Origin of the sequence: Salinibacterium sp. NSLL17 (assembly GCF_015864935.1) — a bacterium.
Lineage (GTDB): Bacteria > Actinomycetota > Actinomycetes > Actinomycetales > Microbacteriaceae > Rhodoglobus.
This window is the reverse complement of the sequence record NZ_JADYWH010000001.1, coordinates 1,575,516-1,599,405: the sequence shown is the minus strand read 5'-3', so window position 1 is coordinate 1,599,405 and position 23,890 is coordinate 1,575,516. Positions and strand designations below refer to the sequence as shown.

Annotated in this window: 20 protein-coding genes and 1 tRNA gene; 11 read left to right on the top strand and 10 right to left on the bottom strand. The window is 59.9% G+C overall.

From position 1 onward, the window contains the following. Positions 1 to 28: 28 nt before the first annotated feature. Both I6E51_RS07765 and I6E51_RS07760 read left to right on the top strand, forming a co-directional pair. Positions 29 to 101 (top strand) — tRNA-Val (locus I6E51_RS07765). Positions 102 to 183: 82 nt separating this feature from the next. After that, positions 184 to 1,014 (top strand): EI24 domain-containing protein, encoded by an 831-nt coding sequence (locus tag I6E51_RS07760; protein WP_197109894.1) that lies wholly within the window; start codon positions 184 to 186, stop codon positions 1,012 to 1,014. Here the strand turns inward: I6E51_RS07760 and I6E51_RS07755 are convergent. Together I6E51_RS07755 and zapE are read right to left on the bottom strand one after the other, a co-directional pair. After that, entirely contained in the window at positions 937 to 2,013 is a 1,077-nt protein-coding gene (locus tag I6E51_RS07755) for an ammonium transporter (protein WP_307783867.1), read from the bottom strand. The two genes, I6E51_RS07760 and I6E51_RS07755, sit on opposite strands and share 78 nt — an antisense overlap. A 91-nt stretch (positions 2,014 to 2,104) precedes the next feature. Next, positions 2,105 to 3,115, bottom strand: coding sequence for a cell division protein ZapE (zapE, locus tag I6E51_RS07750; protein WP_197105729.1), 1,011 nt, complete (start codon positions 3,113 to 3,115; stop codon positions 2,105 to 2,107). 138 nt (positions 3,116 to 3,253) lie between these two features. Between zapE and I6E51_RS07745 the strand changes: the two genes are divergently transcribed. Continuing rightward, positions 3,254 to 4,153, top strand: a complete 900-nt coding sequence (locus I6E51_RS07745; RefSeq protein ID WP_197105730.1) for a sulfurtransferase — start codon at positions 3,254 to 3,256, stop codon at positions 4,151 to 4,153. A gap of 9 nt (positions 4,154 to 4,162) precedes the next feature. Next, on the top strand, positions 4,163 to 4,600 hold the full coding sequence (locus tag I6E51_RS07740) for a SufE family protein (RefSeq protein WP_197105731.1): 438 nt from the start codon (positions 4,163 to 4,165) through the stop codon (positions 4,598 to 4,600). A 62-nt stretch (positions 4,601 to 4,662) separates the two neighbouring features. Here the strand turns inward: I6E51_RS07740 and I6E51_RS07735 are convergent, their stop codons facing one another. Continuing rightward, the gene (locus tag I6E51_RS07735; RefSeq protein ID WP_197109892.1) at positions 4,663 to 5,871 is read right to left on the bottom strand and encodes a S9 family peptidase; all 1,209 of its coding nucleotides are present in this window, start codon (positions 5,869 to 5,871) and stop codon (positions 4,663 to 4,665) included. Between the two features lie 79 nt (positions 5,872 to 5,950). Between I6E51_RS07735 and I6E51_RS07730 the strand changes: the two genes are divergently transcribed. The 4 genes from I6E51_RS07730 to I6E51_RS07715 all read left to right on the top strand — a co-directional run bounded on the left by I6E51_RS07730 (position 5,951) and on the right by I6E51_RS07715 (position 11,196). Further along, positions 5,951 to 6,547, top strand: a complete 597-nt coding sequence (locus tag I6E51_RS07730) for a DUF3000 domain-containing protein (protein ID WP_197105733.1) — start codon at positions 5,951 to 5,953, stop codon at positions 6,545 to 6,547. Next, positions 6,540 to 7,796 carry an HRDC domain-containing protein gene (locus I6E51_RS07725; protein WP_307783866.1) on the top strand — a complete coding sequence of 419 codons (1,257 nt, stop codon included), beginning with the start codon at positions 6,540 to 6,542 and terminating at the stop codon, positions 7,794 to 7,796. The genes I6E51_RS07730 and I6E51_RS07725 overlap by 8 nt, the downstream gene beginning before the upstream one ends. 77 nt (positions 7,797 to 7,873) lie before the next feature. After that, a complete protein-coding gene (locus I6E51_RS07720) occupies positions 7,874 to 9,070 on the top strand; it encodes a thiolase family protein (RefSeq protein ID WP_197105735.1) in 1,197 nt (398 codons plus the stop codon). A 2-nt stretch (positions 9,071 to 9,072) separates the two neighbouring features. Then, positions 9,073 to 11,196 (top strand): 3-hydroxyacyl-CoA dehydrogenase NAD-binding domain-containing protein, encoded by a 2,124-nt coding sequence (locus I6E51_RS07715; protein WP_197109891.1) that lies wholly within the window; start codon positions 9,073 to 9,075, stop codon positions 11,194 to 11,196. 128 nt (positions 11,197 to 11,324) lie between these two features. Here the strand turns inward: I6E51_RS07715 and dxs are convergent, their stop codons facing one another. The 5 genes from dxs to dut all read right to left on the bottom strand — a co-directional run bounded on the left by dxs (position 11,325) and on the right by dut (position 18,208). After that, the gene (gene dxs / locus I6E51_RS07710) at positions 11,325 to 13,271 is read right to left on the bottom strand and encodes a 1-deoxy-D-xylulose-5-phosphate synthase (protein ID WP_197105737.1); all 1,947 of its coding nucleotides are present in this window, start codon (positions 13,269 to 13,271) and stop codon (positions 11,325 to 11,327) included. Positions 13,272 to 13,412: 141 nt separating this feature from the next. Continuing rightward, positions 13,413 to 16,229 (bottom strand): aconitate hydratase AcnA, encoded by a 2,817-nt coding sequence (gene acnA, locus I6E51_RS07705; RefSeq protein ID WP_307783865.1) that lies wholly within the window; start codon positions 16,227 to 16,229, stop codon positions 13,413 to 13,415. 181 nt (positions 16,230 to 16,410) lie between these two features. Further along, a complete protein-coding gene (locus tag I6E51_RS07700; RefSeq protein ID WP_197109889.1) occupies positions 16,411 to 17,142 on the bottom strand; it encodes a DUF3159 domain-containing protein in 732 nt (243 codons plus the stop codon). Continuing rightward, positions 17,139 to 17,747, bottom strand: a complete 609-nt coding sequence (locus I6E51_RS07695) for a DUF3710 domain-containing protein (RefSeq protein ID WP_197109888.1) — start codon at positions 17,745 to 17,747, stop codon at positions 17,139 to 17,141. The genes I6E51_RS07700 and I6E51_RS07695 overlap by 4 nt, the downstream gene beginning before the upstream one ends. Next, the gene (gene dut / locus I6E51_RS07690) at positions 17,744 to 18,208 is read right to left on the bottom strand and encodes a dUTP diphosphatase (RefSeq protein ID WP_197105741.1); all 465 of its coding nucleotides are present in this window, start codon (positions 18,206 to 18,208) and stop codon (positions 17,744 to 17,746) included. Before dut ends, I6E51_RS07695 begins: the two co-directional genes overlap by 4 nt. Positions 18,209 to 18,277: 69 nt before the next feature. Here dut and I6E51_RS07685 point away from each other — a divergent pair, with 69 nt between their 5' ends. Further along, the gene (locus I6E51_RS07685) at positions 18,278 to 18,733 is read left to right on the top strand and encodes a DUF3093 domain-containing protein (protein ID WP_197105742.1); all 456 of its coding nucleotides are present in this window, start codon (positions 18,278 to 18,280) and stop codon (positions 18,731 to 18,733) included. Here I6E51_RS07685 and I6E51_RS07680 read toward each other — a convergent pair. Beyond that, complete coding sequence (locus tag I6E51_RS07680) at positions 18,708 to 19,001, bottom strand: DUF4193 domain-containing protein (RefSeq protein WP_100389298.1); 294 nt, start codon at positions 18,999 to 19,001, stop codon at positions 18,708 to 18,710. The genes I6E51_RS07685 and I6E51_RS07680 overlap by 26 nt on opposite strands. A 199-nt stretch (positions 19,002 to 19,200) precedes the next feature. On the opposite strand from I6E51_RS07680, the gene sepH reads away from it, so the two are divergent. Continuing rightward, positions 19,201 to 20,211, top strand: a complete 1,011-nt coding sequence (sepH, locus tag I6E51_RS07675; RefSeq protein WP_197109887.1) for a septation protein SepH — start codon at positions 19,201 to 19,203, stop codon at positions 20,209 to 20,211. Here sepH and I6E51_RS07670 read toward each other — a convergent pair. After that, entirely contained in the window at positions 20,208 to 21,347 is a 1,140-nt protein-coding gene (locus I6E51_RS07670) for an alkaline phosphatase family protein (RefSeq protein WP_197109886.1), read from the bottom strand. The genes sepH and I6E51_RS07670 overlap by 4 nt on opposite strands. Positions 21,348 to 21,359: 12 nt before the next feature. On the opposite strand from I6E51_RS07670, the gene I6E51_RS07665 reads away from it, so the two are divergent. Then, positions 21,360 to 23,819, top strand: coding sequence for a DNA topoisomerase (ATP-hydrolyzing) subunit A (locus tag I6E51_RS07665; protein WP_197109885.1), 2,460 nt, complete (start codon positions 21,360 to 21,362; stop codon positions 23,817 to 23,819). Positions 23,820 to 23,890 lie beyond the last annotated feature (71 nt).

Genomic DNA, 23,890 nt, shown 5'->3' with positions numbered 1-23,890 from the left:
TCGTCAAGATATGCGAAGATTGCTCTGCGGGCGATTGGCGCAGTTGGTAGCGCGCTTCCTTCACACGGAAGAGGTCATCGGTTCGAGTCCGGTATCGCCCACTGAAATTTAGAACGTCTGAACAGCTCACAAGCCTGTTCTCGCGGGAGAGTCGACTCTGTCTGGCCAAGTAGCCTTGGCTACATGACTACGCTTTCGCCGAAACGCCCGTCGGCCATCCGCGAGTTCTTCGTTGGTGCGAGTTTTTTGTTTCGAGGTTTTCGGACATGGATTAGCGCGCCTCGCCTCATGGTCCTGGGAATGGTTCCAGCCGCAATTGTTGGTGTTGTCGCTATTGCTGTGCTCGCGACTCTGTTCGCGAACATCCAAACGGTGGCCGCATTTATTACGCCATTCGCCAACGACTGGAGCGAGCTTGCAAAGGGCGCGACTCAGTTCGCCGCGGGCTTGGCGGTGGTGCTCGCCAGCATCCTGCTCGTAGTCAACACCTACACAACCGCGACGTTGATGGTGGGTGATGCGTTCTACCGCAAAATTTCGGCCCACGTGGATGCGGTCTACGGCGCTCCCCCGGCACAGCAGCCGCTGGGGTTTTGGAAGGACTTTCGCCGGGGCATCGGTGAAGGTATTCGCGTACTGATTCCGACAGTCGGGTTGGCCATTCTCGTTCTCGTCCTCGGCTTTATCCCAGTGGTGGGCAGCATCGTTGCTGCTACCGCTGGCGCGCTGCTCGGCGGCTGGCTTCTCGTCGTCGAACTGGGCAACATCCCCTTTGAGGCTCGTGGATTGCATCTCACTGCTCGGCGCCGCGCCCTTCGCGGCAATCGCGCCCGGGCGGTCGGGTTCGGGGCTGCTACCTATCTGGTATTCCTTATTCCCTTCGGCGCGGTCGTCGCGATGCCTGCAGCACTCGCCGGGGCAACGCTCCTGACTCGTTCAGTGCGAGGAGAGGATACGCGGCCGGGGGCCCTCGACAACGCTCCTGATCCTTCCGAGCAGCCACCAGAAGACTGACGACACCACGAACGCATAGCTTGCTGTGGCAACAACGCTCAAAAACTGCTGCTCGACGATGTAGGTCTGACCGGTGAATAAGAATCCCGACCCGGTCGCGAGAACGCCGAGCGAAACCACTCCGATGCTCCCGCCCATCAAATGCGCATTCACGAGAAAGCGAAGCTGATTGCCCAGGGGTGATCCTTTTCGAACGGTAAAGGCACAGGCCACGGCACCGGCGATCAACCCCGCAACTGCTGCGGATACCGGAGTGAACAGCGGCGCACCTGCGGTAACCGCGATCAAGCCGCTTACACCGCCACCGGCGAGTGACTTCAGCCCAACCACTCCATGGTTGATCAGCTGCACCGCTACCCAGCCGATCACGCCAAATACCGCGCTCACGGCTCCGTTTGTGAGGATGAGGCCTACAACGTCGTCGAGGGCAAATTCGGCCCCTACGAGCCACAGCAGCCACGACAGGACAACTCCGACGAGGGCGATGACCCCGACTGGCGCCGGGAGCGTCATTCGGGCGCCCCTGATGAGCGAGTGGCGTTCTACCACCAGCACCGCGAGCATGCTCGCCCCAACCGCAACACTCATGACGAGCGCACCGCCGTGGTCGATGGGGTTCAATCCCAACGGCGTCGTCGTTCCGAAGGGCTCAAACGTTCGCACGGCGATGGGAACATAGACGCCGACTGCCCACACACAGCTATACGCGATACTTCGAACGAGTGACGCCCCTGAGCTTCGGGACACGAGCGTCACCAGAAGGCAACACACAGCGCCGAGAGCCCCCAGCGACGGCATCATGACAAAACGCAGGCTCAGCCCCATTGCGGGAACGATCAATGCCCAGGCCAGAGCACCTGGAATCGCGCAAGCGAGCGACTCCAGAACGAGCCTCCGCCATTTCACAGCCGGCAGCGTGCTTGAGTACAGCACGAGTAGGGAGAACAGCAGTGTCACGAGCGCGACCACGCCGATAGTTGCCGTCGCTACGTCTCCCACCAACGTCAGCCTCCCCGGCCCTCTAGATCCCGCTCAGACACCCCGCACACTGCCAGGATCACCGAGCGCCTAGCCAGTACTGCGAATCGTACTAGGCGTTGTTAGAAGTGAGGGCGATGAGGCGGGAAACTGCTCGGAGATACTTCTTGCTGTATCCCCCATCAAGCATGTCGTCAGGGAATACCGCATCGAGCGGAGTGCCCTCGGCGTAAACCGGGATCTGGGCGTCGTAGAGCCGATCCACAAAAGCCACAAATCGCAGTGCATCTGTCTGGTTGGTGAACTCGTGAACGCCGGTCAAGGCAATCGCGTCGACGCCTTCGATGAGCTTGACGTAACGTGAAGGATGCACGCCAGCCAAGTGCTTGAGCACTCCGTCGAAGGAGTCGAGGGTTACGACCCCCTGCACAGCGGAAATTGCGGCGGCCGCATCATCCACCGCAATCGCATGCGCACCGGTGTCACGTCGGCGGTAATCGAGACCATCAATTCGGATCGTTTCGAATTTGGCAGAGAGAGAGTCGATCTCTCGCAAAAAGTCTTGGGCGGCGAATCTGCCCTCTCCCAAGGCGTTGGGAGGAGTGTTTGATGTCGCCGCGATTTTTGTTCCCGATGCGACCAGTTCCGAGAGCAGCCGCGAAATAAGGCGGGTGTCGCCGGGATCGTCAAGCTCGAACTCATCAATGCAGACAAGGGTCGCACCCTTGAGGAGTTGCACTGCAGGCGCGTAGCCGACCGCGCCAACGAGAGCGGTGTATTCGATGAAGGTTCCGAAGTACTTGCGGCCAGCGGTCTGGTGCCACAGCGCAGCCAACAAATGAGTCTTGCCAACGCCAAATCCGCCATCGAGGTACACGCCCGGCTTCGCCACCGGCGCCTTCTTGCGAGAGAAGAGCTTGGCCTTCTGCGCACTAGTGAGAAAGTGGCGCATTGCTGCTACGGCAGCACCCTGTGACGGGTAGTCCCGGTCGGGGCGGTACGACTCCAAAGTCGCGCCGGTGAACTGGCGCGGAGGCACAAGTTCGGCAAGCATCTGCGCTCCGGTCAACGACGGGATACGATCGACTAGACGCTCAGGAGTCGTAGGCGCAGTAGCGCTCATTCTCAGCCTCGGTTATTTTTCGCAGTCTTACGGCAACGCGGTGTAATCAGCGGCGAATGCGTAATTTCTTGGGCAAGGGACCCATCAAGCTTAGTTTGAAGCCCGCACCAGTTTTTCCACCCACAATCGGAGGTAGCTATGACTATCGAACACGACCCAGCCCCGCAATTTGCTGAGTTCTCGCACCCGGAACGATTGGTCACTGCAGACTGGCTTGAAGAACGACTCGGCAAGCCAGGGCTCGTTGTCGTCGAGTCCGACGAAGACGTACTGCTCTACGAAACCGGACACATTCGCACTGCTGTCAAGATCGACTGGCACACCGACCTCAATGACCCGGTGACTCGCGATTACATCAATGGCAAAGAGTTTGCCGAACTCATGTCACGCAGCGGGATTGCGCGCGACACGACTGTGGTCATTTATGGCGACAAGACCAACTGGTGGGCGGCCTACGCTCTCTGGGTCTTCACCTTGTTCGGCCACGAAGACGTACGCCTCATGGATGGTGGCCGCGCCAAGTGGGAAGCGGATGGTCGTGAATACACCCTCGAAGTTCCCACTCCGACGCCCACCGAGTACCCCATCATCGAGCGCGATGACTCAGTTATTCGTGCGTTCCGCGACGACGTGCTGACCCACTTGGGAAACCCACTGATCGATGTCCGCTCCCCCGAGGAGTACAGCGGCGAACGCACAAGCGCTCCCGCGTATCCCGAAGAAGGCGCCCTGCGTGCCGGTCACATCCCGAGCGCGCAGAGCGTGCCGTGGTCAAAGGCAGTTGCAGAAGACGGAACTTTCCGTCCACTCGATGAGCTCAACGCGATCTATCGTGAGGGCGCTGGTCTCAAAAATGGCGACCAAGTAGTGGCCTATTGCCGCATCGGCGAGCGTTCGAGCCACACCTGGTTCGTTCTGAACTACCTGATGGGCTTCGAGAACGTGCGCAACTACGACGGTTCGTGGACCGAGTGGGGCTCCTTGGTTGCTGTACCGATCACGGTCGGCACTGAACCTGGCGACGTTCCGTCCCGTTAGACTAAAGCGGTGAGTGAGCAGCAGATCCCATCCCAGTTGGCCGAAATTCGTGACGACTTTCTGGGGCTCGAACTACGGGATCGGCTGCAGCTCCTGCTGGAGTTCGCGAACGAGCTTCCGGAGTTGCCAGACCGGTACCGCGACCACCCCGATTTGTTCGAACGGGTCGAGGAGTGCCAGTCCCCCGTTTTCATCTTCATCGAGGTCGAAAACGACGTCGTACACATGTTCGCGACGGCACCACCAGAGGCGCCGACCACTCGGGGCTTCGCTTCGATCTTGGCGCAAGGATTGTCGGGCCTCAGTAGCAAAGAGGTATTAGAACTCTCTGACGATTACCCGCAGTCTCTGGGACTTGCCAAAGCCGTTAGTCCGCTGAGATTGCGCGGCATGACGGGCATGTTGGCGCGGGCAAAGCGACAAATTCGACTGAAGAGCATCGCGTAACTGCTCTCGCTCAGAGAGGCCACGCAGCCGGGATAGTGCGCATCGACCCCGTGTCGTGAGCCCTACGCTACGTCGGTGACGTCAGCGGCAGCATCCACACCCCGTTGGATTGCGAGCCACGAGCGGATGGCCAATAGCCAGCGTTCGCTGTCATAGTTCCACAATCGCGTGTGACCTGCGGTGTCGAACTCCTCGTAGGTGACAATGTCAGGTCGAGCCTCGGCCAACGCTCGAGAGGGTTCGACGGGAACGTAGCCATCGTCTTCGCTGTGCATAAGCAGAATAGGGCGATCCAGCTCGTGAGCGCGCTCGACGAAGTTCAGCGTGGCGAAGTCGAGTGGGTTCTCCGTTCCCACGAGAAACTGGGCTTGGTCGCTCCCCAGTACAGCTACCGCAGCACGAGGAATCAACGACGGGATGCGGTTCAAGTCGCCGTGCAGCGCGAGCGTCGGACCCCAGGCGATGACAGGCGAGTCGAGCACCAGCCCCATAATCATGTCTCGATAGCGAGATCGGATCAGCGTGTGAAGCGCAGTCGCTCCGCCCATTGACCAGCCCATGAGAATAATGCGCTCGGCACCAGCGGAACGTGCGTAGGCGATCGCGGCGTCAACATCGCGATATTCGGTGGAACCTAAGCCATACCGGCCATCTGCCGAATCGGGCGCTTCAGTGTCGTTCCGGTACGAAATTGACAGCGAAGTGATTCCAGCATCGTGAAACTCACCTAGCGCGCGCACTGTCTCTGGCCGCTGCACTCCTCGACCATGAATGTGGATTGCCCACGTGGCGCTCGGCGAATCCGCGGGGATCAACCACGCGGGCGCGAAGCCGAGCTCTGTGCGAATCAGCACCTCAGAGTACTTAAGCCCTAGCCCAGCCGGCGTCAGATAAAACCATCCACTCGTGCGCGCGTTGTCTCCCGGATGCGGAACACCGGTTTCAACGTCGATGAGTTCCCGCGCAACCCACTGCGCGCCCTGCGAAACCACGGGCCCGATGCGTGCGAATCCGGTTTCGTCGGCGAACCACAGGCTGAATCGACCGGGCGCTCTGCTCTCCTCTGCCGACGACAAGACGATCGTGGACTCCCCCACAGCGAGAATTCGCAGGTTACTGTCGGCTCGGCCCGGCGGCGTCACCACACGACGCGCTACAAAGACTGAAAGCGCGGCACCGACCGCTACTCCGATCGCGGCGATTGCGGCCGCCCCGATAGCGACCCCGCCGGCGATTCCGGCGACTATGCGCAAGCGATCCCGTGCCCGCATCCCTAAACCTCCGTCTCGCAGCCGCCCTAGCGCGGCGTGCCTCACTAGCGATCGTTCTCCTAAAGCCTAATCTTCACTCGTGCCCGATTCGCCAGCTGGACCAACACCACCCGCGGCATTTGCTTCAGCGGTTGAGTCGCTTCGTGCTGCGACTTTGCGCCCTGAGCTCGCCATTACCGAGATTTCAGCACCAACGCAGATTGCCCCGTGGTCCTTTGCTTTGGCTGCGGATGTCACACCCTCTCGTCACGGCGAAGACTCCGATCTTGGCACTGGCAGGTTCGTGCTTCTGTATGACCCCTCGTCTCCCGAGGCGTGGGAGGGCGAATTCCGGATCATCTGTTTTGCTCAGGCGCCGCTCGAACCCGAGATCGGTGTTGACCAGTTTCTGAGTGAAGTTACCTGGTCCTGGCTCGTCGATGCTCTCGATAGCAGGGGTGCACAATACGACCAGGTGTCGGGAACCGCGACCCGTATTCTCTCCACTGGATTTGGCGAACTTGAGTCCCAACCGGATGGCGCCCAAATCGAACTTCGCGCGTCTTGGAGCCCCCAAGACCTCGATATCGCCGCACATGTGGAAGGCTGGAGCGAGTTAGTCTGCATGCTTGCCGGACTTCCTCCCACGAATGAAGGAGTCACTATGTTGTCGGCCCGTAGAGCTGGGCGTGAGTAGCGCCACCGACAGTGCAGCCCCCGAGGGCGAGTCGCACGCTACCCAAGCCCCTCATGTTCCCGTTGACGTCATTGACGATCGGGACGAATATCTTGCCGCCGTGGCAGCCATCGCTGCCGGCCATGGCCCTATCGGAATAGACGCAGAACGAGCAAGCGGCTACCGCTACTCGCAGCGCGCCTATCTCATCCAGATCTTCCGTCGCGGTGCGGGTACTTTTCTGTTCGATCCGCCGGCCATTGGTGACTTTAGCGAGCTGAACGACGTTATCGCTGAGGAAGAGTGGATTCTGCATGCAGCGACACAGGACCTCACCTGCTTGCGTGAAGTTGGCCTCCACCCAACGCGCTTGTTCGATACCGAACTGGGGGCGCGGATCGCTGGCCTCCCGCGGGTGGGACTCGGAACCGTCGTGGAACACTTGTTGGGCATCCATCTCGCAAAGGAACATTCGTCAGCGGACTGGTCTACGCGGCCACTTCCCCAGTCGTGGCTCGTGTATGCCGCGCTCGACGTTGAGTTGCTCGTAGATCTTCGCGAGGCGCTCGGCGACGTTCTTGAGGGCGACGACAAGAGCGAAATCGCGCGCCAAGAATTCGAGTCAGTTCTTGCTCGTGACTTGAGTCACGTGCGCGCCGAACCATGGCGCCGGCTGAGTGGAGTTCATTCCATTCGCGGCGGCAAAAACTTGGCTGTAGCGCGCGAGCTGTGGTTGGCCCGCGACGCCTACGCGCGAGAAGTCGATACTGCCCCTGGCCGCCTCGTTCCAGACTCCGCCCTGCTGTCTGCCGCAAAATTGCTGCCGGAGTCGAAGCGGGAGCTGTCGAGCCTCCGAGAATTCAGCGGGCGCGCGAGCCGCACCCAGATTGATCGCTGGTGGCAGGCCATTTTGGCCGGGCTAGCGTCTACTGACATTCCAGCATCGCGAGTGGCCAGCGACACTCTGCCGCCACCACGGGTGTGGTCAGACAAGAACCCCGCAGCGGATCGTCGCCTCAAAGCGGCTCGTGCCCTCATGGCAGAGTTCTCTGAAGAGATGTCTATCCCCATTGAGAACTTGCTCACGCCCGATCACTTGCGGCGTGTGGCATGGAACCCACCGGCGGAGATCACGGTCGACAGCATCTCAGACGCCCTCACGGCGCTCGGCGCCCGCCGCTGGCAACTTGACGTATCTGCACAGTCAATCGCCGAAGCCTTTGTCGAAGCCAACCAAACGCCTGAGGACTCCGCGGACACCAAGTCGTAGGAACAGTCAAAGGATTCCATCCGCTAATCTCCCCAGCCTAGGATCAGTGCTACATCCAAGGATTTAGTGGAGGCATTGTGGCCAAGGAAACTGAGATTGTATTCGTAGATGGAGTCCGTACTCCGTTTGGACGTGCAGGCGAGAAGGGCATGTTCTGGAATACCAGAGCCGATGACCTCGTCGTCAAGGCGATGATTGGTGTGCTGGAGCGGAATCCGCAAATCCCCAAGGATCGCTTCGACGAAGTCGCTATCGCGGCAACAACTCAGACCGGCGATCAGGGTCTCACGATCGGTCGCAGCGCTGCTTTGCTGGCTGGACTGCCCACGTCTGTTCCCGGCTATGCGATCGACCGCATGTGTGCCGGTGCCATGACGGCCGTCACAAACGTGGCTGGCGGCATCGCGTTCGGCGCCTACGATCTCGCAATCGCTGGTGGCGTCGAGCACATGGGCCACCACCCGATGGGCTCGGGCGTTGACCCCAACCCTCGTTTCCTCTCAGAAAAGCTCGTCGATCCTGAAGCTCTCAACATGGGCAACACGGCCGAGAAGCTACACGACCGTTTCCCTCATCTCACCAAGGAACGCTCCGACGCGTTCGCGCTGCGCAGCCAACAGCGCGCCACCGCCGCGTACGACGCGAACAACATCCAGCCTGACCTCATCTCGGTTGCCACCAAGAGCGAGTCCGGCTGGGGCTTGGCCACCCGCGACGAGGGCTTGCGCCCCGAAACCACTCTTGAGGGCCTTGCAGCGCTCAAGACGCCGTTCCGTTCACACGGACGCATTACCGCTGGCAACGCTTCCGGGCTGAACGACGGTGCAACCGCCAGCATTATTGCTAGCGGGGATGCCGCACGCGAGTTTGGTTTGAAGCCCAAGATGCGCATGGTGAGCTTCGCCTACGCTGGCGTGGAACCGGAGATCATGGGCATCGGCCCGATCCCGTCCACAGAGAAGGCGCTCCGTAAGGCTGGCTTGACGATCAACGACATCGGCCTCTTCGAGCTGAACGAAGCTTTTGCGGTTCAGGTTCTGTCGCTGCTTGATCACTTTGGCATCGATGACGAAGATCCTCGTGTCAACCAGTGGGGCGGCGCTATCGCGATGGGCCACCCGCTTGCGTCGTCGGGTGTTCGCCTGATGATCCAGCTTGCTGCCCAATTTGAACAGCACCCCGAGGTGCAGTTCGGCCTCACCGCGATGTGCGTTGGTCTCGGCCAGGGTGGGTCAGTCATTTGGGAAAACCCGAACTACAAGGGAGCAAAGTAACAATGACCGAACAGTTCGCACGTCTTTCGGACCTCGCAAAAGACGAGGTAATTACTCACTCCTTCGTGCGTGATGTACCGCTCTCCGCGGGTCGCACTCTCGCGCTCATTACGCTCGACAACGGCAAGGACCACACCCGCCCAAACACTCTCGGCCCGGCAACTCTGCTCGAGTTCGCGAAGGTCCTCGACGAGCAAAAGGAACGCGCGACCGCTGGCGAAATCCACGGTGTCGCTGTCACGGGCAAGCCCTTCATTTTCGCGGCCGGTGCTGACCTCTCAAAGGTAAGCGAAATCCCCGACCGCGAGACCGGCAAGCAGATGGCTCAGTTGGGCCACTGGGCGCTCGGCAAGCTCAGCGAACTTGGCGTGCCATCGTTCGTATTCGTCAATGGGCTTGCCCTCGGTGGCGGTGTTGAGATTCCTCTCAACGCTGACTACCGCACGATCGACAGCTCGGTTCCTGCGTTCGCGCTTCCCGAGGTCTTCCTCGGACTGATTCCTGGCTGGGGTGGCGCGTGGTTGCTCCCCAACCTGATCGGTATCGAAAACGCCCTCAAGGTCGTCATCGAAAACCCACTCAAGAACAACCGGATGCTCAAGGGCCCAGAGGCCTTCGAACTCGGCATCGCCGACGCCATGTTTGGTCCGGCAAACTTCCTTGAAGACTCAATCCGCTGGGCCGACGGAGTCATCGCTGGCACCACCAAGGTCAAGCGCAAGAACGAGCCGGGCAAGATCGAACGCACCGTGAAGTGGGATGTCGCTATCGGCATCGCCGACAAGATGCTGGCTAACCGCATCGGCCGCGTTGCCAAGTCTCCTTACGCTGCTCTCGCGCTGCTCAAGGCCGCCAAGAACACCGACAAGAAGACCGGTTTCGAAGCAGAGGACAACGCTCTCGCCGACATGATCTCCGGTGACCAGTTCCAGGCGAGCATTTATGCCTTCAATCTCGTGCAGAAGCGCGCAAAGCGCCCAGCGGGAGCTCCCGACAAGGAGCTTGCGCGCAAGGTGACCAAGGTTGGCGTTATTGGCGCCGGGCTCATGGCACGTCAGTTCGCACTGCTTTTCGTCCGTCGACTGCAGGTCCCCGTTGTCATCACTGACCTCGACCAGACCGCAACGGATGCCGGCGTTGCCGCCATTCACACCGAAATCGACAAGTTGCATGAGAAGGGTCGTCTCTCGTCTGACGACACCAACCGTCTCAAGGCTCTCGTCACGGGCACAACCAACAAGGCTGACTTCGCTGACTGCGACTGGGTTATTGAAGCCATCTATGAAGAACTCGGCGCTAAGCAGGCCGTCTTTGCTGAAGTCGAGCAGTACATCTCTGACGAGACGATCTTGGCGACGAACACGTCCTCCCTGTCGGTGGAACAAATCGGAGCCAAGCTCAAGCACCCTGAGCGCGTCGTGGGCTTCCACTTCTTCAACCCGGTGGCAGTAATGCCGCTGATTGAGGTCGTGAAGACCCCGCACACCAACGATGAGTCGCTCGCAACAGCCATGGTTACGGCCAAGAACCTCCGCAAGAACGCTGTTATCACGACCGATACCCCTGGTTTCGTCGTGAACCGCATTCTCGCTAAGGTGCTCGGCGAGGCCATGCACGCTGTGGATACCGGCACGCCGTTCGAAGTTGTTGAAGAATCGACGCGCCCCTTCGGTCTGCCGATGACTCCCTTCGAACTCCTCGAGTTGGTTGGTCTCAAGGTCGGCGCTCACGTTCTTGATACTCACCACGCCGCGTTCCCTGACCGGTTCTTCGAGAGTGAGAACCTTCACAAGCTCGCCGAACTCGGATTCATTTTCGACCGCGACAACAAGGGCAAGTCAAAGGGCGTCTCCAAGAAGGCCGTCGAGATCGTCAAGGGCGGAAACACGCCGATGACGGCCGAGGAGCTTCAGATCCGGATCGAAGATGGTCTGGCCGATGAGATTCACCGGATGCTCGAAGACGGCGTCGTTGCCGCGGCGGAGGACATCGACCTCTGCCTCATTCTCGGCGCGGGTTACCCGTTCCAGATGGGTGGCGTCACACCGTACCTCGACCGCGCGGGAGCATCGGAGCGAGCGTTCGGCAGCACGTTCCACAACCCGCCGATTCGCGGAGTGCAGTAGCCCCTCGTCGATAGACGGTATCCGTCAAAGGCCCGGTTCAGATCAGTTCTGAACCGGGCCTTCGGCTGTTAGTCAAGGGGTTTCGCCGCAATGCCACAGTGACTACTCGGGCGTTCGGCCCGAGGCGGCTAGCCGCGCTCGGCGGGCAAGCGGAACTCTTCGGAGTCGCGATCCGCCAGCGGACGAGCCACGGGGATCTTGCTCCCCAACACTTGAGCGACCACATCGCGAGCAATGTGCTGAGGTGTCAGCCCGACCTGGTCGAGGATGTAATCGCGACTACCGTGGTCGAGGAAGCTGTCAGGCAATCCCAACTCGTTTACCGCAGTATCGACACCATTGGCCCGCATGTCTTGTCTGATGCGCGTGCCGATTCCTCCCACGCGCACACCATCCTCGATCGTAATCACGATGCGGTGGTCAGCAGCAAAGTCAATCACGCTCTTGGGCACCGGAACCACCCAGCGAGGGTCGATCACAGTGGCGCCAATGCCCTGAGCCGCAAGGAGTTCAGCGACCTGCAACCCGGTCTTAGCCATCGAACCGACCGTAACGATGAGAACATCACGCTGATCGTCTTCCCGTAACACATCGACGCCATCATCAGTGCGCCGCACGGCGTCGTACTCGGTGCCTACAGTGCCCTTAGCGAAGCGAATAACGGTTGGCGCATCATCGACCGCCACAGCCTCCCCCAGCTCCTCACGGAGGCGCGCAGCGTCGCGAGGTGCGGCAATGCGGATGTTGGGCACGACCTGCAAGAGCGCAAGATCCCACATTCCGTGATGACTGGCGCCATCGGGACCGGTCACGCCGGCTCGGTCGAGCACGAAGGTTACTCCGGCACGATGGAGTGCGACATCCATCAAAACTTGATCAAACGCCCGGTTCATGAAGGTGGCGTAGAGCGCCACAACAGGATGCAACCCACCAAAAGCGAGTCCGGCGGCAGACGTGACCGCATGCTGCTCGGCGATGCCAACGTCATGGACCCGCTTGGGATACTTCTCTGCAAAGCGGTGAAGCCCGGTAGGGCGCAACATCGCTGCAGTGATACCGACGAGTCGTGGATTCTCATCCGCAAGCTTGACGATCTCCTCAGAAAAGACCGAGGTCCAGGATGCCGCACCGCTGGGTTCGATCGGTTCGCCTGTCACCGGGTCGATCTGGCCAACCGCATGGAACTGATCAGCGACATCCATAAGAGCAGGCTCGTAGCCACGCCCCTTCTCGGTAATCGCATGAACGATTACCGGCGCACCGTACGACTTCGCCTGTTGGAGTGCCTCGGTGAGTGCACCGATGTCGTGGCCGTGAACCGGACCCAAGTACTTGATATCGAGATTGGAGTACAGGGCTTCGTTGTTGCTGAAGCGTGAGAGGAAGCCGTGGGTGCCACCGCGGATACCGCGATACAGAGCGCGCCCAGGCCCACCAAATGCACCAAAGAATCGCTCGCTTGAGCCGTGGAGCGAGCGGTAGGAACGCCGCGTTCGCACGCTGTTGAGGAAGTGTGCCATGCCACCAATAGTTGGCGCGTAGGAACGACCGTTGTCATTGACGACAATCACGAGGTTGCGGCTGTTGTCATCACTAATGTTGTTGAGCGCTTCCCACGTCATGCCGCCGGTGAGGGCACCATCACCCACAACGGCAACCACGTGCCGATCGCCCTGCCCCGTCATTTCGAAAGCACGGGAGATTCCGTCAGCCCAGGACAAGGAACTAGACGCGTGCGAGCTTTCGACAATGTCATGCTCGGATTCGGAACGCTGCGGATACCCCGCGAGTCCGCCTTGCGACCGAAGCTTCGCGAAGTCTTTGCGACCGGTAAGAATCTTGTGAACGTAACTCTGATGTCCGGTATCAAACACCACAGCATCCCGCGGGGAATCGAACACCCGGTGAATAGCGGTGGTGAGTTCTACAACGCCCAGATTGGGGCCAAGATGCCCTCCAGTCCGCGAAACGTTCTCGATCAAAAACTCACGAATCTCTTGCGCGAGTTGAGTAAGTTGCGCCGTGGAGAGACCGTCAAGATCTCGGGGACCGTTGATTCCCTCGAGTAAATTCATGCATCCAGTCTAGGCTTCTTCGTGCGCGTTTTGAACAAATGTGCATGAGGTTCTGGGACGACCCACAGCCTCAGCAGCACACACAAAAGGCGCGCGGCGAGAGCGATGCTCTCCGCCGCGCGCCTGTCGTGTATCCGCTAGTTAGACCAGCGAACGCAATACATACTGAAGGATGCCACCGTTGCGGTAGTAGTCAGCTTCACCGGGAGTATCGATGCGAAGCTTCGCGTCGAACTCAATCGTTGCCTTGCCCTCGGGCGAGTGAGCGGTCGGCTCGGCCACAACGTGCAAGGTGCTCGGGATGCGGTCATCGTTGAGCTCTTCGACGCCCGAGATGCTGATGCTCTCGGTACCGTCAAGTCCCAATGACTCCCAGCTCTGGCCTTCAGGGAACTGCAAGGGCAGAACGCCCATTCCGATGAGGTTCGAGCGGTGAATACGCTCGAAGCTCTCGCAAATTACGGCCTTGACACCGAGCAGGCTTGTTCCCTTGGCTGCCCAGTCACGCGACGAACCCGAGCCGTACTCTTTGCCACCAAGAACGACGAGCGGAGTTTCCTGAGCTGCGTAGTTCTGAGCTGCGTCATAGATGAACGACTGTTCGGCATCCGGCGTGGTGAAGTCGCGAGTGTAGCCACCCTCAACGCCATCGAGAAGCTGGTTGCGAAGACGGATGTTGGCGAACGTTCCGCGAATCATTACTTCGTGGTTTCCCCGACGCGAACCGTAGGAGTTGAAGTCCTTGCGGTCAATGCCGTGCTCCGCGAGGTAGATACCAGCGGGGCTGTCACCCTTGATCGAACCGGCGGGGCTGATGTGGTCGGTCGTGACCGAGTCACCCAGCTTGGCGAGAACGCGAGCACCCGTGATCGAGCTGACCGGCGTGATCTCCATGGTCATTCCCTCGAAATACGGGGGCTTACGCACGTAAGTCGACTCGTCATCCCACTCGAAAGTGGAACCGGTCGGCGTCGGCAGATTCTGCCAACGCTCGTCACCGTCAAAGACACCCGCATACTCGTGGGTAAACATCTCACGGTCAATCGAGGAATCGATCGTCGCCTGAACTTCGGCGGCGTCGGGCCAGATGTCCTTCAAGTAGACATCGTTGCCCTCCTGGTCCTGGCCAAGTGCATCGTTGTCGAAGTCGAAGTTCATCGTTCCGGCAAGGGCGTAAGCAATAACCAGCGGCGGGCTCGCGAGGTAGTTCATCTTCACGTCGGGGTTGATGCGACCCTCGAAGTTACGGTTACCGGAAAGAACTGCGGTGACCGCAAGATCGTTCTCATTGATCGCGGTGGAGATTTCATCTTCCAACGGACCGGAGTTACCGATACACGTAGTGCAGCCATAACCGACGGTGTAGAAACCGAGGGCCTCAAGCGACTCATCAAGTCCCGACTTGGCGTAGTAGTCAGTGACAACCTTAGAGCCGGGAGCCAGCGTGGTCTTGACCCACGGCTTCGACTTCAAGCCCTTAGCTGCCGCATTGCGAGCCAAGAGGCCAGCAGCAAGCATCACCGAAGGGTTAGACGTGTTCGTGCAGGACGTGATTGCAGCAATGGCAACCGAACCGTGGTCGATTGTGAACGACTCTCCGCCGTCGACCTTGACCGAAGTCGGCTGCGAGGCCGTCGAAGGCGCATGGCTAGCGTGCGAGTGTGAACGCTCGTGAGCCGAGTCCTCATCCTGCGGAGTGAGACCTACAGGATCGGATGCCGGGAACGTTCCTTCAACCGCAGCGTCGACCTTGGAGTGATCCATCGAGGCGTAGTTGTTGAGATCGATCTCGAACTGGCTCTTGGCCTTGGTGAGCTCGATGCGGTCCTGAGGGCGCTTCGGTCCAGCGATCGACGGAACGACGGTTCCGAGATCCATCTCGATGTATTCGCTGTAGCTAGGCTCGACGCTCGGGTCGTGCCAGAGCTTCTGAAGCTTTGCGTACGCTTCGACGAGTTCGACCTGCTCGTCGCTGCGACCGGTGAGGCGCAGGTAGTCAAGGGTCACGTCGTCGATGGGGAACATCGCGGCAGTAGAACCAAACTCGGGGCTCATGTTTCCGATAGTTGCACGGTTGGCGAGCGGCACTGCGCCGACTCCCTCACCGTAGAACTCAACGAACTTGCCAACGACGCCGTGCTGGCGCAACATTTGCGTGATCGTAAGAACAACGTCGGTCGCGGTGACGCCGGCGGGGATCGTGCCGTTGAGCTTGAAACCGACAACCTTGGGGATGAGCATCGAAACGGGCTGGCCAAGCATTGCTGCCTCGGCTTCGATTCCACCGACGCCCCACCCGAGCACTCCGAGGCCGTTGACCATCGTGGTGTGCGAGTCGGTGCCGACGAGGGTGTCGGGGAATGCCCGAGTCTTGCCGTCAACTTCACGCGTGTAGGTGACACGAGCAAGGTGCTCAATGTTGACCTGGTGAACGATTCCGGTTCCCGGAGGAACAACCTTGAAGTCGTCGAACGCGCTCTGGCCCCAACGAAGGAACTGGTAGCGCTCACCATTGCGCTCATACTCAAGCTCAACGTTGCGCTCAAGCGCATTGTCGGAACCGAAGAGGTCGGCAATGACCGAGTGGTCGATCACGAGCTCTGCAGGCGCGAGTGGGTTGATCTTGGTGGGGTCTCCCCCAAGTTCAGCGACCGCCTCACGCATAGTGGCGAGGTCGACGATGCACGGAACACCCGTGAAGTCCTGCATAACAACGCGTGCAGGCGTGAACTGGATCTCGGTGTCGGGGTCTGCACTGGGCACCCACGACCCGAGGGATTCAATTTGCGACTTCGTGACGTTCTTACCGTCTTCTGTACGCAACAGGTTCTCCAGCAGAACCTTGAGGCTAAACGGTAGCTTTTCGTATCCCGCTACCTTGTCGATGCGGAACACTTCATAGTCGGATGACCCGACTGTGAGGGTGTCTTTCGACCCAAAACTATTGACTGTCGACACTGTCATCTCCCTTGCTACGGTTCTTCAATCCTTGCGCGGAGCGTGCGCTGCATCCAGCAAGGCAAGCCTAAGGCTGAATCGCAACAAGCGCGCTGCGATCGCGGCCAAAAGTATCTTGACGTCGAGATAAATATACACCATCGTCATCCGCTCGCCTCGACGCCACGGCGATGGTGAAGAACTACTCGGACGCTGTGCGCCCGTAAGCCGTGCGCATGAGAAGCCATGTAACCCACAGCACTGCGGCGTACAGCGGAACGCCGAGGAGAAGCTTCATGGTCGCCAAGGCCTGGGTTGCTTCGGCAAAATAAAGGGGAAGTTCGATACCCAATCGCACTGAGAATAGGCATGCCCAGAGCACGGTTGCGATGAGTGCAACGCGAAACTTTGCCTTGTCCTCTCGCCAATCAGCTGCGGTTGGCACCAGCAACGCCGCGATAAGGCCAACGAGGGGTCGTCGCGCAATCACGCTCACCACGATCGCGACCAGGAAAACGGCGTTGATGACGAAACCGAGGAGAAAGTTGTCTTCAGCACGGCCGGTAAAAAGCGCAAGGCCTGCAGAGAGCGCAACGCCGACAACACCCACCATCGCTGACGAGACCGGAGTTCTCGTCGCTAGACGGACGGCGACGAAACCCAACGCCACGATGACGGGAGCCACGACGGAAGCGACCAACTCTTGAGTGATCGTGAAGATCACCAAGAAAGCGAGCCCCGGCAAAATGGACTCCACCAAGCCGCGCACTCCTCCCATTGCTGCCAGCAGAGCGCCAGAGGTCGGTGCTTCCCCTGGTGCAACGTGGCCAACGGCAGAACGACGGGCCGCCGCGGCTAACGCTTCACGAACCGTCGGATCCGCGGAAACCTGATCATCGCCAGGGGCGTTCGACGGTTCGTCGACCGAACTCACGCCTGAGTTTCTTTCTCACCCGTTGCTGGCATGTGGAGCGGGATAAGGTCACGAGGAGGCATCGGCGTAGTGCCACGGATGACCACAATCGAGCGGAACAAATCTTCGATCTTGGTTGCTGCTTCCTGACTAGTAAGCGCCTCACCGGCGATTACTCCCCGCAGGAACCAGCGCGGGCCATCCACGCCGACGAAACGCGCGATTCGCTTCTCGCCCGGTTTGCCGGCGACAGGGATCTCAGCGAATACCTCAGGACCGAAAGGACCATCAGAGACCTTCGTTGTCCCACCCTGCGTGTGGACCTGATCGATGATCTGCTCACGAATCTCGTGCCAGAGTCCGCTTGACCGGGGCGCAGCAAAAGGTTGAATTTGGAGGGTCGAACCGGCGTAATCGAGCCCAACGGCGACAACGCGCTTGCTTGCTTCCTCGACTTCGAGGCGCAAATGAAGCTCTTGACGCGGAAGAATCTTCACGCCACCGAGATCGACATACGGGCGAACCGCATTCGCTTCGCTTTCGTCGAGAGGACCATCAGTCGCACGATTCTCCGGCGCGGACTTCGGGTGATCCTGCGGCTGATCGGTTTCAGTGGTGTCGCTCACGAAGTGGCTCCTTGTTGTGTTGACTCTGCGCGGTATCCAGTCGAACCAAAGCCCGACTCACCGCGATGACTTCCGGGAAGAGTAGAAACGGGAATGAATCTGGCCCGAGAAACGGGCATAACGATCAATTGCGCGATTCTATCGCCCGGTTCAATCTCGAATGTGGCTGAACTATCAGTATTGAGCAACGTAACGCGGATTTCACCCCGGTAGCCGGCATCCACAGTTCCTGGACTATTGACCACCGTGATGCCGTGGCGGGCAGCAAGACCGCTGCGAGGCACCACGAACGCCACATAGCCGTCGGGCAGGGCGATCGAGACGCCCGTCGCGACAGTCTCACGCTGACCGGGGGCGAGAGTGTAGTTACCCGCCGAATACAGGTCAGCACCGGCATCCCCCGGGTGCGCGTACGCAGGTGTTTGGCCTGCTGAAATAAGCACCTCTACGTTGTCAATCACGAGTCGAGGCTAGTGCAAATAAGGCGTCGGCCCGAAACGCCCGACGCAAAATCAGTGTGTAATGGATGAGTGACTTACTACCGTGAACGCTTGTGGCCCACAGCGTGGCTCTACATCAGCACCGCACTCATCATTCCCGCGAGCATTTTGGTGTTCCTGCCGATCAATATCTTTGTGGGATACATCACCGCAGCAGTGCTCTACATCGGGATCGTGCTGTTCCTGCTGTGGTCTGCACCAAAGATCACTGTCGACGACAAGGAGCTTCGTGCGGGAAGTGCTCGGCTGCCGATAGCCATCATCGGCGAAGTCACGAGTTACACCGGTGATGAAGCGACGCTCGAACGCGGGCAGCGACTGGATGCGCGTGCCTGGTTGATGATCCGAGGGTGGGTCTCGCCCGTGGTCAAACTTGAGCTACTCGATGAGAGCGACCCGACACCGTATTGGTTGTTGTCGAGTCGCACTCCCGAATTGTTAGCTGGAGCAATCGCGCAGTCTAGGCTGCGCACTCCAGGCAAATAGCGCCCAGCTTGGTTGTGTGGTCGACCTGCGAGCGGTGCTTCACGAGGAAGCAGCTCACGCAAGTGAATTCGTCCGCCTGTGGAGGCAGAACGACCACATCGAGGTCCAGGTCAGAAAGGTCTGCGCCGGCAAGCTCAAAGTTCGCCGGGTTGTCTGAATCGTCGACGTCAACCGAGCCCGACATTTTGTCAGGAACACGCTCTTTAAGAGCCTCGATCGACTCGGAGTCGTCGTCGGTCTTACGAGGTGCGTCGTAGTCGGTGGCCATGCCCATCCACTTCTTTTTTACGTTGAATCACCGGAATCGGCGGGCACAGTCTCCATGAAAGCGAGACGAATTGCAAACCGCCAATTCTGCATCACTGTGCAGCGCCTGTGATAACTGTTCATGGAGGCGTGTTATTCCCATATAAACCACTCAATGCGTGCGACCCTAAAGGGAATCGTGAGGGCTGGAGAAGTTCACTATGGAAGACCTTCGGGTAATCGAAGTACAAGACGGTGCGCTGATCGTGTCGAGCAATGACGGAACGCGCTTCCGTCTCGCCGTTGACAACGTGTTGCAGTCACGTCTGCGACAGAGCCGAGCCCAGACAGGCAGCGGCCCCAAGCTTGCTCCCCGTGAGATTCAGGCGCATATCCGGGCAGGAATGTCCGCCCAGGACGTTGCGAGCCTTACGGGAGCCGACATCGATTACATCGAGCGCTTCGAGGGGCCTGTCGTCGCTGAACGCGAATTCGTCGTCAAATCTGCGCTCGGGGTGCCGGTACATGTCGCGGGCGAAACGGACTCGCTGACGTCGTCACGCACCTTCGGATCCGCTATTCGCGAACGACTTGTGGATGTCAACGCCGCCGACGAGCGTTGGGCTAGCTGGAAAGATCCTGAGAATGGCTGGACGGTCAAACTTTCGTTCAGCTCGAACAGCATCGATCACGATGCGCGCTGGCAGTACGACCCGAAGCGTCAGTCTCTTTTGCCGCTCAATAACGAAGCTAAGACTCTCTCGCAGCAGGGCGAATCCACCGGTGCGCTAATCCCCCGACTTCGCGCCGTTGCGCCCGCTGAGGGGAATACGGATGCCGCACGCTTCGACAGCGGAGCATTCGACGTTGATGAACTCCACGACGAGCCCGCCCCCATCAAGCCGGCGGAACTTCCTGTAATGCGCGATCGCAGCGCTGAAGCGGGTGTCGGCAACCAGACTGCAGACTTGCTCGATGCTCTTCGCCGTCGCCGCGGCGAACGGGAGCCGGCCAACTTTGAATCCGACGATGACGAGTCGAGCCCCCCATCCGGTTCCGAGCCGTCGATGCGCCTGCTTGATCCGCCCGCCGCAGAGCAACGCCGCGATGCACCAGCGCCGCCGCAGGCAACCGCACCACAGCCGACAGCGAAATCACGGCGCCGCAGGGTCGCTATGCCGAGCTGGGACGACATCGTCTTCGGTACGAAGCCAGACGAAGACCCCGCTTAGCGAGCGAAGGCGCCGAATCTCAGTAGCGGAACACGAAGCTCTTCGTCTGACCAAGATCCGTGCTGTCCGACCATTTTTCGACCAGCGTTGTTAGTTACGCGGGAGTCGTAGTACGCGATCCCCTTACGTGCGGCGACAATAATGTCGCCGATACGTGGCGTGACTTCGGGGTGTACTTCACCGAACCACCCCGCAGCGATCGCAGCGTCGCGGCTCGTGACCCACGAACGTTGCCCCTCAGCCTGCTGCCACCGATCAAGCACCGCCGCTCGCTCTGTTGCAGCGAGCTCGGGCGCGAGGTGCAGCTGAAGGCAGCGCGGCTCCCCCGCAACGTAGGCGACGCCGTCGAGCAGTTCAGGGGCTGTGTCGAATAACACGTGTGACTCATGAGGCACATCGATCATTCCGTGATCGGCGGTGACCAGAAGCCCTTGGTCGGAAGTGAGTTCGCGCACGGCACTCGCCAACGCAGAGTCAAGAGACTCGAGCGCATGCGTCCACTGGGGTGATTGCCAGCCATTGGCATGACCTGCCATATCGAGTTCTGGCGCATAGACATAGGTGAGTGACGGCTCGGCGCTGGCGTGCCCCACCGCTACGGCTACACGCAGCCGCTCGGCGAGGGAACCCGCTGCGACATACCGTGCACCGCGCAAGACCGCGTGAGTGAAGCCCGAAGCTCGGTAGCGAGCGGCTCCGACCGCCACCGCAGTGAAACCGCGCTCCGTAGCGCGCTCGAACAAAGTCGGCACCCGCTGCCACGTCGCCGGGTCGATGCGGGAATCCCATCCCGAGAGTTGATTGATAACACGATCGTTGCCTGCGTCGAGAACGCTGTATCCCACCAGTCCATGCTGTCCTGCTCGCTGGCCTGTCGTCAGGCTCGCTATTGCCGCCGCTGTAGTGGTGGGGAATCCCGACTGGATAACGGCACTCTTTGAGAACGCACCGGCCAGAGTTCTCGCGTGCCCCACACGGGCCTTGAGGTTATGCGCGCCGAGGCCGTCGACGAGCAACACGACGGCGTGGCGCACGGGAGGCAGGCTCAGCCGATTCTCCTCGCCCGCAATTGCCTGGAATGAACTTGACAACACATCGGTAAGGTTCGCTGAGTCTGGGTTGAGCGCCGGTAACATTAGGGCAATCCTATGGCTACTCCCACTAAACCCACCCCAGACTCCCCTGCCGGCGAACGCATTGAAGACATCGATGTCACAACCGAGATGCAGGGCTCGTTCTTGGAGTACGCGTACTCCGTAATCTATTCGCGCGCACTCCCCGATGCGCGCGACGGCCTGAAACCCGTCCAGCGTCGCATTCTTTACCAAATGAGCGAGATGGGACTGCGCCCAGAAAAGGGCCACGTCAAGTCGTCGCGCGTTGTCGGTGACGTCATGGGAAAGCTTCACCCCCACGGTGATGCCTCCATTTATGACGCCATGGTGCGTCTGACGCAGAGTTTCATCCTGCGAGTGCCCCTCATCGATGGCCACGGCAACTTTGGTTCGCTGGATGACGGCCCCGCCGCACCGCGGTACACCGAAGCACGCCTGCAAGCGTCCGCGATCGCCATGACGGATGATCTCGATGAAGACGTTGTCGACTTCGTGCCCAACTACGACAACTCGACTACGCAGCCCGAAGTGTTGCCCGCAGCCTTCCCCAACCTTTTGGTCAATGGCGCCAGCGGTATCGCCGTTGGTATGGCCACCAATATGGCACCGCACAATCTCATTGAGGTCGTGGGGGCGGCGCGGCATTTGCTCGCAAATCCCGACGCGACGCTCGAAGAGCTTATGCAGTTTGTGCCCGGCCCCGACCTCCCCACCGGAGGAAGGATCATTGGCCTCAGCGGAGTCAAAGACGCCTACGCGAACGGTCGTGGTGCGTTCAAGACTCGTGCCACCGTAACCGTGGAGTCAATCACTGCCCGCAAGATGGGACTCGTCGTTACCGAGCTGCCGTACTTGGTTGGCCCCGAACGCGTCATTGAAAAGATCAAGGATGGCGTCAACAACAAGAAAATTGTCGGCATCTCTGATGTCACAGATCTCACCGACCGTAACCACGGGCTGCGCCTCGTCATTGGCATCAAGACCGGTTTCAGTCCGGATGCCGTACTCGAGCAGCTTTACCGCCTGACGCCGCTCGAAGACAACTTCAGCATCAATGCGGTCACTCTCGTCGATGGGCGCCCGCAGACGCTCGGGCTGAAAGCTCTGCTCGAAGTCTTTTTGAAGCACCGCCTTCAGGTGGTCACTCGTCGAAGCAAGTATCGCCTTGCTCGTCACCTCGAACGCCTGCACTTGGTCGAAGGTTTGCTGATCGCGATCGTGGACATCGACGAAGTGATCCAGGTCATTCGTCAGAGCGACGACAGCGATCAAGCTCGCACACGCCTGCGCGAGGTCTTTGATCTGAGCGAGTTGCAAGCCGAGTACATTCTTGAGCTGCGCCTGCGTCGACTCACCAAATTCAGCCGCATCGAGCTGGAAGCCGAGGCAGAGAAACTTCGGGCCGAGATCGCTCGACTTCAGGCCTTGCTCGCCGATGAGACTCTCATCCGAGCACTCGTCGGAAACGAACTCGACGCCGTGGCGGAGAAATTTGGAACACCGCGACGCACGCTGCTGACAGAAGCTCCTGCCTCCATCGCCACAACATCACGTGCAGCTGCGCGCAAGAACCAGCCTGTGCTTGAGATCGCCGACGAGCCGTGCGTGGTGCTGCTCTCGACAACGGGACGAATCATTCGAGTCGGAATCAGCGAGGGCGACACCGTTTTGGCCGGGTCGCGTCGTTCGAAGCACGACGCAATCCGTTCGCGCGTGACAACGACAAGCCGCACTGAGATCGGTGCGATCACGAACCGCGGCCGACTCATCCGCTTCACTGCAATAGACCTGCCCAACGTGCCAACGAGTTCTGTTCAGCTCGGTGCCGGCGCCAAGATTAGTGAGTACTTGACGCTCGACAAGAAAGAACGTGTGTTGGCGATTGTGTCGCTCGAGAGTGATCAGCCCGTTGCTCTCGCTACTCGCCAAGGCACCGTCAAACGCGTCACACCGGGCGTCTGGCCGTCAAAACCGGACTTCGAGATCATCTCGCTCAAGCCGGGAGACGAACTCGTGGGTGCGGCTCACAGCGCCGACGACGCAGAGCTAACGTTTGTCACCTCCGACACTCAACTGCTGCACTTTGCGGCGTCTGCTGTTCGCCCTCAGGGGCTGAGCGCCGGCGGCATGGCAGGTGTGCGGGTCAGTTCTGGTGCCGAAGTAATCTTCTTCGACGCACTGGATGCTGACTCCGAAAACGTTGCCGTCACGATCTCAGGCTCAAGCGTCACTATCCCGGGCACAGATCCGGGCCGGGTGAAGCTCAGTGAGTTTTCCCAGTTCCCAGCGAAAGGCCGCGGCACCGGCGGAGTGCGGGCGCATTCTCTGCTCAAGGGCGAAGATGTGCTCACCCTGGCGTGGGTCGGAGCAGTCCCGGCAACGGCGGTCGGCCCGGATGGTGCCGTGCGCCAGCTGCCGACCGAACGTACCAAGCGAGACGGCTCAGGCATGCCACTCGACAGCGTCGTCGGGTCCATCGGCACTACGCCGTAGGACCGCTGGCTACCGAGCAGCAACAGACACAGCCGCACGTCCGAGAGGGCTGCCACCTGATTGATTCAGAG

Bases quoted from the DNA above. Each gene is read 5' to 3' on its own strand.
- zapE (WP_197105729.1), bottom strand. From the start codon at position 3,115: ATGAGCGCTACTGCGCCTACGACTCCTGAGCGTCTAGTCGATCGTATC.
- I6E51_RS07665 (WP_197109885.1), top strand. From the start codon at position 21,360: ATGGCTACTCCCACTAAACCCACCCCAGACTCCCCTGCCGGCGAACGC.
- I6E51_RS07715 (WP_197109891.1), top strand. From the start codon at position 9,073: ATGACCGAACAGTTCGCACGTCTTTCGGACCTCGCAAAAGACGAGGTA.
- I6E51_RS07680 (WP_100389298.1), bottom strand. From the start codon at position 19,001: ATGGCCACCGACTACGACGCACCTCGTAAGACCGACGACGACTCCGAG.
- I6E51_RS07735 (WP_197109892.1), bottom strand. From the start codon at position 5,871: ATGCGGGCACGGGATCGCTTGCGCATAGTCGCCGGAATCGCCGGCGGG.
- I6E51_RS07745 (WP_197105730.1), top strand. From the start codon at position 3,254: ATGACTATCGAACACGACCCAGCCCCGCAATTTGCTGAGTTCTCGCAC.
- I6E51_RS07670 (WP_197109886.1), bottom strand. From the start codon at position 21,347: ATGTTACCGGCGCTCAACCCAGACTCAGCGAACCTTACCGATGTGTTG.
- sepH (WP_197109887.1), top strand. From the start codon at position 19,201: ATGGAAGACCTTCGGGTAATCGAAGTACAAGACGGTGCGCTGATCGTG.
- I6E51_RS07760 (WP_197109894.1), top strand. From the start codon at position 184: ATGACTACGCTTTCGCCGAAACGCCCGTCGGCCATCCGCGAGTTCTTC.
- dxs (WP_197105737.1), bottom strand. From the start codon at position 13,271: ATGAATTTACTCGAGGGAATCAACGGTCCCCGAGATCTTGACGGTCTC.